Annotated in this window: 7 protein-coding genes; 2 read left to right on the top strand and 5 right to left on the bottom strand. The window is 74.5% G+C overall.

Annotated features, from left to right (window positions below):
• Nucleotides 1-214: 214 nt before the first annotated feature.
• Nucleotides 215-1261: a YihY/virulence factor BrkB family protein gene (locus MXD62_RS37800; RefSeq protein ID WP_248834102.1), complete on the bottom strand. Its 1047-nt coding sequence runs from the start codon at nt 1259-1261 to the stop codon at nt 215-217.
• A gap of 410 nt (nt 1262-1671) precedes the next feature.
• Here MXD62_RS37800 and MXD62_RS37795 point away from each other — a divergent pair, with 410 nt between their 5' ends.
• Nucleotides 1672-1878: a hypothetical protein gene (locus tag MXD62_RS37795; RefSeq protein WP_020572307.1), complete on the top strand. Its 207-nt coding sequence runs from the start codon at nt 1672-1674 to the stop codon at nt 1876-1878.
• Nucleotides 1879-2453: 575 nt separating this feature from the next.
• Here MXD62_RS37795 and larC read toward each other — a convergent pair.
• Together larC and MXD62_RS37785 are read right to left on the bottom strand one after the other, a co-directional pair.
• On the bottom strand, nt 2454-3767 hold the full coding sequence (gene larC / locus MXD62_RS37790) for a nickel pincer cofactor biosynthesis protein LarC (protein ID WP_248834101.1): 1314 nt from the start codon (nt 3765-3767) through the stop codon (nt 2454-2456).
• Between the two features lie 28 nt (nt 3768-3795).
• Nucleotides 3796-4731 (bottom strand): aminotransferase class IV family protein, encoded by a 936-nt coding sequence (locus MXD62_RS37785; RefSeq protein ID WP_248834100.1) that lies wholly within the window; start codon nt 4729-4731, stop codon nt 3796-3798.
• A 262-nt stretch (nt 4732-4993) separates the two neighbouring features.
• On the opposite strand from MXD62_RS37785, the gene MXD62_RS37780 reads away from it, so the two are divergent.
• Nucleotides 4994-7390, top strand: coding sequence for a PAS domain-containing protein (locus MXD62_RS37780; protein ID WP_248834110.1), 2397 nt, complete (start codon nt 4994-4996; stop codon nt 7388-7390).
• Nucleotides 7391-7419: 29 nt separating this feature from the next.
• Here MXD62_RS37780 and MXD62_RS37775 read toward each other — a convergent pair whose 3' ends face one another.
• Together MXD62_RS37775 and sigK are read right to left on the bottom strand one after the other, a co-directional pair.
• Entirely contained in the window at nt 7420-8283 is an 864-nt protein-coding gene (locus tag MXD62_RS37775) for an anti-sigma factor (RefSeq protein ID WP_248834099.1), read from the bottom strand.
• Nucleotides 8280-8763: ECF RNA polymerase sigma factor SigK (gene sigK / locus MXD62_RS37770; RefSeq protein ID WP_248834098.1), on the bottom strand; the 484-nt coding region annotated here is incomplete at its 5' end. The genes sigK and MXD62_RS37775, both read right to left, overlap by 4 nt.

Here is an 8763-nt window from a genome sequence, read left to right as displayed (position 1 = left end):
CCTGCCGCATCGTCATCCTCGAAGACCAACTCGCCGAAGCCCAGCGGCTCAACCAGCAATCACGCCAACTGACAACCAGCTAGCCACCGCCCGCCGAGACCCCCTGACGGGCAGACCGACAGGCCCTGCTGGTGCCGGCGCACCTGCGCTTCGGGCTCACCCACACCCAGCTCGCGGCCGGGCACCGGCGTGGCACTCGTCGCCGTCGGCTCCGTCAGGTGGTTCGCTGACCGACGTGTCGGCGGGAGCGGCGTGGCCGGTGGGGCCAGGTGTGGGTGTCGCGGGGTTCGGCGTACGGCTCCTCGTCCGCGGGCAGGCCGCCGGCGACGGCGCGTTCCCGGGCGATCTCGGCGTCGAACTCCAGGCCGAGCAGGATCGCCAGGTTGGACAGCCATAGCCAGACCAGGAAGATGATGACTCCGGCCAGGGTTCCGTAGGTCTTGTTGTAGGAGCCGAAGTTCGCGACGTACAAAGCGAAGCCCCCGGACGCCACGAGCCAGATGACGACAGCCAGGGCACTGCCCGGAGTCAGCCAGCGGAAGCCGCGCACCCGCACGTTGGGCGCGGACCAGTACAGCAGGGCGATCATGAAGATCACGAGCAGGACCAGCACCGGCCACTTCGCGTAGGACCAGGCCGTCAACGCCGCGCCGCCCAGGCCGAGCGCCTTCCCCGCCTGGTCGGCGAGGCCGCCGGAGAACACGACGATGACCGCGCTCGCCGCGAGCAGCACCATGAGCATCACCGTCACGGCCAGTCTCAGCGGCAGGACCTTCCACGCCGGACGCCCTTCGGGAATGTCGTAGACAATGTTCGCGGCGCGGATGAACGCGGCGATGTAACCGGAGGCGGACCACAGGGCACCGGCCAGGCCGACGACGGCCAGGATCCCACCGGCGCCGGCCGTGTCGCGGATGCCGTTCACCGCGTTGCGCAGGATGTCCCTGGCGGACCCTGGAGTGAGCTGTTCCATGTTGGTCAGGATGCTGTCGGTCGCGGACTTCCCTACCACGCCGAGCAGCGACACCAGGACCAGCAGCGCCGGGAAGATCGCCAGAACACCGTAGTAGGTGAGCGCGGCCGCCCGGTCCGGCAGCTCGTCGTCCTTGAACTCCTTGACCGTGCGCCGCAGCACCGCGGACCAGGAACGCGGACGCAGCTCGTGGAGCCGGTCCGGTTCCGCCTCCCGGACCGTCTCGTCCGGGCCGGTGCTCAGCGCCGGCTCCTCATCCCGCCGGTGCCGTCTCCAGATCGCAGCCATGACCGATGCCTAGCCGCTGCGGCGCCCGCAAATCCTCTCCTCCGTGCCGGTATCCAGCCCTCGCGGCGCGGGCCGCCCCCGCCGGTACCCGTACGGCGCGGGCACTGGCGCCGCGGCGGGCAGGCCTCCTGAGCGGCCCCGTCAGGCGGCGCTTCCGTCTCGAGGGTACGGTCCTCGACGCTCCGGCCCGCGGGGGCGTACCGTCGAGTACAGCGGACTGCCTGCACGATCACGTCCGGTGTCAGTACATCCCGGGTAAGCCGGGGCTAATGGACGGATGGTGCGGCAATGTACCCCCAGATCAGGCCCGGGCATGGCCCCGGCGGAGCGTCAACCGCCCGCGTGGCGGACCCTGCGAGCTGCCTGTCTCGCCCTGCCGTTGCATACTTGCGGTGATGAGCCAGTCAGCGGTGCCCAGACGCCATCTGCCCACCAGTCCGTTCAAGGCTCCCGTGATCCCGCCGTGTCCTCAGTTCGCTGAGGGCGACCGGGTCGTACACGACGCGTACGGGCTCGGCCGGGTAACCCGGGTCGAGGGTACGGCCGCCGTCCTCGTCGACTTCGGGTCCCGGCAGGAACGCATACCGAGCCCGTTCGAGGGGATGTCCCACCTCTGAGGCCGTGCGGGCGCGAACAGGCGCCTGCCCGCCGCGGGACGGTTCCCGTACGCGGGAACACAGGCGGTCCCGAAGGGACGCGTCGCCACCGGAGGGCGTGTCCGCCCGACGGTGACACTTCATGATCTTTTTCTGCCCGTCTCGCCGTTTGTCACGGCGACCCCATCCGAAAGCGTGACCTCTCATCGACACGATCTCGCTCCCTCTCTTCTCGGCAGCGGAGCCGGTACGGCCGCTGCGTCGGCAGGCGCCTCCGCCGCCGACGAACCACCCCTTCCACGCGCCGGACTTCGGGCGCTTCGCGCCGGCGGCGCCGGAGGACATGGATCTGGAGCCCGCGGCTCCCGCTCCCGCCCCCGCAGCCGCCGTGCGGCCGCGGCCCCACGACGGCCCGCGCACCCGGCCGGCCCGCCGCCGGCCCACGCAGCCCCGCCAGCACGGAACCTCGGGCCAGCACCGCTGAGCCCCGTCTGACCTGGCGCCCCGCGGCGGATCGCCGACCTCGCGATCGGCGATCCGCCGGGCCGGATGATCAGTTCGGACGGATCAGCAGGGCCGGGCGAGCCGCCGGGACGTCAGCCGGGCTGACGGCCCGGCTGACCCGGCCGGCCGTGCCCGTGGGCCCCGGGGTGCTCGACCGTCGGAAACTCGTTCCCGGGGGCTGCGGGGGAGTGGGCCCGTGCGGCCTCCGCCCGGGCCAGGTCCAGGACCACCTTCGGGGGCAGCCCGGCCGCCGCCGCCACCGCGACCACGTCGTCGTACTCCACCGAGGTGTTGACGACGGCACCGCGCGACGAGGCGACCTTCACCCGCACCTCCCCGCCCGCCACCGCCACCCGCAGCTCGCGGCGGGCCAGCGCGGACTTCGTCACCGTGTGCTCGCGGACCCCGATCGACGTCGTGTGGCTGAAGATCACCTGCCGCAGCCGGTCGGTCGCGGCGGGCTCGCACAACACCGACAGGACGTGCGCGGGCCGGCCCTTCTTCATCAGAATCGGGGTCAGCCAGGCGTCCGCCGCGCCGCCGGCGAGCAGCGCCCGCAGCGTCGACGGCCATAGCCGCGGGTCCAGGTCGTCGACGTTCGTCTCCAGCACGACGCTGTCGCCGTGGCGGGCCCCGTGCGCCGCCGCCGGCCCCGCCAGATCGGCTCGGCCGACGACCAGCCGGGTCACGTTCGGATGCCCGTCGAGATCCCGCCCGCCGGCACCCAGCCCGATCGACGTGGTGCGCATGAGCGGCATCGGACCGAACTCCTCGGCGAGCGTGACGGCGAGCGCCACCCCGGTCGGCGTCGCCAGCTCGGTCTCCACCGGGCCGCCCGACGCCGGCGCCCCGGCCGCCCGCAGCAGCTCCAGGACGGCCGGCCCGGGCAACGGGATGGCCCCGTGCGCCGCGTTGATCCGCCCGCCGCCCAGCGAGATCGGGCTGCACACGAGCCAGTCGATCCCGAGCGCGTGCAGGCCGGCGACGGCGCCGACGACGTCCGCCAGGCTGTCGAGCGCGCCGACCTCGTGGAAGTGCACCTGCTCGATGGGACGACCGTGCACCCGCGCCTCGGCGGCCCCCAGCGCGCGGAACACGTCCGCGGCCCGGGCCCGTACGACCGGGTCGAGGTCGGCGGCATCCAGCAGCCCGAGGATGTCGCCGAGCCCGCGCGCGTGCGGGCTCGGCGCGCACCGCACCAGAACCTGGGACGCCCGCAGCCCCCCGCGCTGCACGGTCCGCGCGTCCAGCCGCACCTCGTCGGGCAGGCGCAGCGCCGCGACGGCGGCCCGCAGCACGGCCAGGTCGACCCCGGCGTCCAGGCAGGCACCGAGGAGCATGTCGCCGCTGATCCCGCCGGTCGCGTCGAGCCAGCCGACGACCCCGGTGGACGTGTTGCCCGTCATGCCCCCATCATCGCCTGGCGGCCGACGGTCAGATCTCGTCCCAGGGCACCGAGGCGTAGGCGCGGCGCAGCGCGGCCAGCACCGTCTCGTTCACCGGGACCTGTGTCGTGTCGATCCGGTCGACGGGCACGATCCCCCGCGCGTTGGCGACGAAGGCGGCCCGGAAGTGGCCGACGTCCGCCAGCCGTACCGGCTCCCGCCGGGACTCGAGGAGTGGGCCGCGCTCCTCTCCGGCTGCGGGCACGATGGTGGCGGTGGCGGGCGCCGTCACCGCGGCCGCGGCCGCCGCGGCGGGGACTTGATGTGCGACGGGCTCGGCGGTGGCCCCGGGGCGCAGCCGCTCGTCGAGCAGCGCCATGGTGACGCCGACCAGCGACGGGCCGTCCGGCCAGATCACCCTGGCCGGCGCCGCGGTGACGAAACCGATGTTGGCGACGGTGGTCTCGCAGACCAGGCCCTCCCCGGTGACGAGCAGCGCGTCGTCGAAGCCGCGCCCGCGGGCCAGCCGGCCGAAGTGGATCTGCCCGAAGCTGCCGACGTGCTTGATGTGCGGGAACGGCCGCTGGTAGCGCAGTGAGCACAGCCGCAGCGGGCCGGCGACGGGCTCGGCCGGCGGGCCGATCGAGACCAGGATCGAGACCGGCCCCGTTCCGGTGGGAAAGACCACCGTCCGCACGGTCGCGTCGCCGCTCTCCGCCGGGCCGTGCGGGGCCGGGGTGGTCGCCAGCGCGTGCCGGATCCGGTCGCGGACCAGGCCGCCGTCCAGGTAGGTGCCGTAGAGCTCCTGGTTGGCGCGGTCCAGCCGGCGCAGGTGCAGTGCCAGCCCCCGGACCCGGCCGGCCCGGACCTGCATCGTCGTGAGGTGGCCGTCGTTGGCCAGGGCGAGGTGGCGCAGGTCGTCCACGCCCGCGGGGTGGCCGTCGACCTCGACGTGCGTCAGCGGTGTCGTGTCCACGGAACCCACGGTAGCGATCTCGCGGCGCCGGATCGGGCTTTCGGCGGGTGCCGCCGGGATCCGTCGGCGGCCCCCCGCCCGGGCGCGAGGATTGCGCCGGCAGCTGCCGAAGTCGTTGCGGATACAGGGTCGCGGCTGGGGGAACGGTCCCCCGGATGAGGGCCGGTGAAGTGCTCCGGGGAGGATGTTGTTCCAGCAGCGGCGGTCACCCGCACCGCGTACGGTGTCAGTCCTAGGAAGATCGCCCGTGCCCCCGGCCGGGGCGCGGGTGATGATCGCAGCCGTGATGGATGGGGGCCCGGTGACGTCCGAGACAAGCCATGCCGACCCGACGGCCCGGCCCTGGTCACGCAGCGGTCCGGGCCGGGCGGCGGCCGCGGAGACGTCCGCGGCGAACCTCCTCGACAGCCTGAGCGAGGTGGTGTTCCGCACCGACACGGAGGGCCGCTGGACCTACCTGAACCGGGCCTGGACCACCCTCACCGGCTACGACGTCGGCCCGAGCCTGGGCGCCCGCTTCCTCGACTACGTCCACCCCGACGAGGTCGAGTACACGACCGCGCTGTTCATGGGCGTGGTGCACGGCGGCGCCGACCACTGCCACCACGAGACCCGCTACCGCACCCGCCACGGCGGCTACCGGCAGGTACAGATCCGCGCGAACGTGCTGCGCGGCCCGTCCGGTGAGGTGCTCGGCAACACCGGCACGATCCTCGACGTCACCGACTCCCGGCTCGGCGCCGAGGCGGTCGGGGAGCACGCCACGCTGCTGGAACTGATCACCGCGGGCACCGACCCCGAAGAGCTGCCGACGGGCGTCGCCGTCTACGACCGCGACCTGCGGCTGCGCCGCGGCTCGCCGGTCGTCGACCGCCTGGTCGGCGCGCAGCTGCTTCCCGGGGACCCGCTCGACCGGCTGGTCGAGCTGCTGCGCCCCGCTGACTGGCAGACACGCTCCCTCGGTGGCGACTGGGGCCTGGTCGCGCTTGCCCTGCGCACCCGCCGGGCACAGCTCGGCGACCTCGAGCTGGCGGGCGAGCGGGGCACCGGCCGGGCGCTGCGCGCCTCGGTGATCCCGTTCGACCAGGGCGGTGAGGAGCTGGCCGCGCTCGTCCTGTCCGACATCACCGACCTGCGCCGGGCCGAGCGCCAGCAGGCCGGGCTCGCCCGGCTCGGGCAGTGCGCGCTGGCAGATCTCGACATCCCGACCCTGCTCGCCGAGGCGGTCGGTCTGGTCACCACCACCCTGGACGTCGCCGTCTGCGACGTGATCCACCGCGAACCCGACGGCGACCGGGTGAGCCTGGCCGACGGTGCGAGCCTGGCCGACGGTCCCGAGCGCGCCGGTCTGCCCGACGGATCCGCCAACGGTTCATCCGCCAGCGCCGCCGGTGGTGCTGGCGGGCCGGGGGCCGGTGCGTCCGATCCCGGGCACCTCGCGCGCCTGACCGACCCGTCGGCGCCGACCGCGCCCACGCAGCTCGGCACCGGCCCGATCTACCTGACCGGCACGCTGGCGGCCGAGGCGAGCTCACTCGTCCACCTCGCGCTCGGCGTCGACGAGCCCGTCGTGGCGAACGACCTCGGAACCCGTCCACACCTGCGCAGCGGGTGGTCCGACGCCGGAGGCGCGCAGGCGGGGCTCGCGGCCCGGATCGGCTCGGCCCGGTCACCGTTCGGCGTGCTGGCCGCGGCCAGCACACGGCCGCGCCGCTTCACCGGGGAGGACGCACGCTTCCTCCAGTCCGTGGCGAACATCCTCGGTGCGGCGATCGACCGGGACCGCGCCGAGCGCCGGTCGCGGCAGCTCTACGAGGAGGCCCAGCGCGGCCGCGCGTGGCTGGCGGCCAGCGCGGAGATCACCGCCGGCGCGCTGGTGGCCGGCCAGTCCCAGCAGGCCCTCATGCTGCTCGCCTCGCTCGCCCGCGGCGTCACCTCGGCGGACGTCGGCGCCGTGGCACTACCCGACGAGGCGGGCAACCTGGTCGCCACCGAGGTCGACTCGGCCCCCCACCGCCACTCCGACCCGGAAACCCTGCACAGCCTCGCGCTCGCACTCGACGCGGCCGAGAACCGCCCCGAGTTCCTGGCCGGACGTCCCGTGCACGTGGGCGATCTCGACGCGACCGACGCCCGGAGCGGCCCGGTCGCCCTGACCGGATCCACCGACTCCCGGCCGGAACCACGCGGAAACGTCCCCGCGGCGAAGGGACCGGACGGCCCGATGGCGGTGGCGCCGCCGATCCCGCCGATCCCGCCGGATCCGCGGCTTCGCGAGGCGCTGGTCATCCCGCTGGTCGTCGCGGACAAGCCCCTCGGCGCGCTGGTCCTGGGCAACAGCACCGAGGGCGTCCCGTTCGCCGGGAACGACCCCGAGCTGGCCGGAGCGTTCGCGAACGACGCCGCCCTGGCCCTCCAACTGGCCGAGGCACACCGCGAGCGCGCCCGGTTCGCGGTCTTCGAGGACCGCGAGCGCATCGCCCGGGACCTGCACGATCTCGTCATCCAACGGCTCTTCGCGATCGGCCTGCATCTGCAGTCGCTGACGAGGGCCGTCGGCGACGTGACCGCGGCCCGCCTGAACGCGGCCATCACCGGACTCGACTCCACCATCGACGACATCCGCCGCACGATCTTCAAACTCCAGCCGACACCGGTAGGCGCCTGACACCGCCCCGGCCTGTCGGCCCGGCTGCGCTAGCCCTGTTTGCGTCCAGCGCTCTGGTGGGCCTTGAGCGCGACGGCACCGACGGGATCCGTGGTGGGCTGCGGTGACCCGCCGGCGGGTTCGACGGTGAGGGCGACCTTCTCCGCCTCGCCCACGTTGCCGACGATCCAGTCGGCGGACCTGGAGTTACCGGCCGTCAGTCCGGCGGAGCGCGCTCCCGCCGGCCCGAGCAGCCACAGCTGGTAGACCTTCCCGGCATCGAGCGGCGGTAGGCCGCGCGCGGAGACGACCGCCAGGTTGCCGGCGTTCGCCATGGTCAGCTGGCCGCCCCCGGCGACCGGTGCCGAGTCGGCCACGGTGAGCGCGGAGGCCGCGAGGGCCTGGGCGTCGGCGACCTGGGCGCGTGTGTCGGCGAGCTCGGCCCGCTGGTTGATGGTGACGGTCCCCAGGGCGGCTCCCGCCGCGAGGACGGCGGCGGCGGTGGCCCCGACCAGCGCGTGACGTGCGCCCGGACGCCGGCGCCGCCCGGCGGGGCCACCCCGCCGACCCCGGCCGGGCCGAGCCCGGCCGAGCCCGGCCTGGCCGAGCACGGGGAGCCCGTCGTCCTGACCGGTCTGATGGGGCCGGCCGGCGGGCGCCGCGGCCCAGTCCGTGGGAACGCGCGGGCGGAACTGCGGCGTCATCCCGATCACGGTGAGGATGTCCGCCCGCAGGCCCGGCGGCGGCTGCTCGGCGGCGATCGCCGCGAGATGCTCCGTGGCCGCCGAGAGGTGGGCGAGCTCGTCGGCGCAGAACCCGCACTGCTCGAGGTGGGCGTCGACGAGCGCGGCGTCGGCCGGGTCGACGGCGTCGAGCGCGCGCGCGGCGACGAGAGAGTGTGCGTCGGCGGTCATGACCGGCCCCCCATGCAGTCCGACAGCCGGCTCAGCCCGTCACGCATCCGGGTCTTGACCGTGCCGACGGGTAGTTCGAGCAGTTCGGCGACTTCGCGGTAGGTGTAGCCGGAGTAGTAGGCGAGTGTGATCGACTCGCGCTGGGTGGGCGTCAGGTCGCCCAGGCAGCCGCGGATCCGCTCGTGCTCCAGCCTGGTCTCCACCTGCTCGGCGACCTGGTCGTGCGGCCGTGCGGTGGACCGGGCCGCGACCCGGACGTCCCGCGCCCGCTGGGCCTCGACGGAGCGGACCCGGTCGACCGCGCGGCGGTGCGCCATCGTCGAGACCCACCCGGTGACACTGCCGCGGGCGGGGTCGAACCGCGGCGCCTCCTGCCACACCCCGACGAAGACCTCCTGGGTGACCTCCTCGGCCTGCGCCGGGTCGCGCACGACCCGGCGCACGAGTGCGGTCACCCGGGGGGGGGGGGGGGGGTTGAGG

It is taken from the genome of Frankia sp. Mgl5 (genome assembly GCF_023242985.1).
GTDB lineage: Bacteria > Actinomycetota > Actinomycetes > Frankiales > Frankiaceae > Parafrankia > Parafrankia soli.
The sequence above is the reverse complement of the archived record's forward strand: the minus strand, read 5'-3'. Positions and strand labels throughout refer to the sequence as shown.

Coding starts and splice junctions, on each gene's coding strand:
- MXD62_RS37800 (WP_248834102.1), bottom strand. CDS start 1,261: ATGGCTGCGATCTGGAGACGGCACCGGCGGGATGAGGAGCCGGCGCTG.
- larC (WP_248834101.1), bottom strand. CDS start 3,767: ATGACGGGCAACACGTCCACCGGGGTCGTCGGCTGGCTCGACGCGACC.
- MXD62_RS37780 (WP_248834110.1), top strand. CDS start 4,994: ATGATCGCAGCCGTGATGGATGGGGGCCCGGTGACGTCCGAGACAAGC.
- MXD62_RS37775 (WP_248834099.1), bottom strand. CDS start 8,283: ATGACCGCCGACGCACACTCTCTCGTCGCCGCGCGCGCGCTCGACGCC.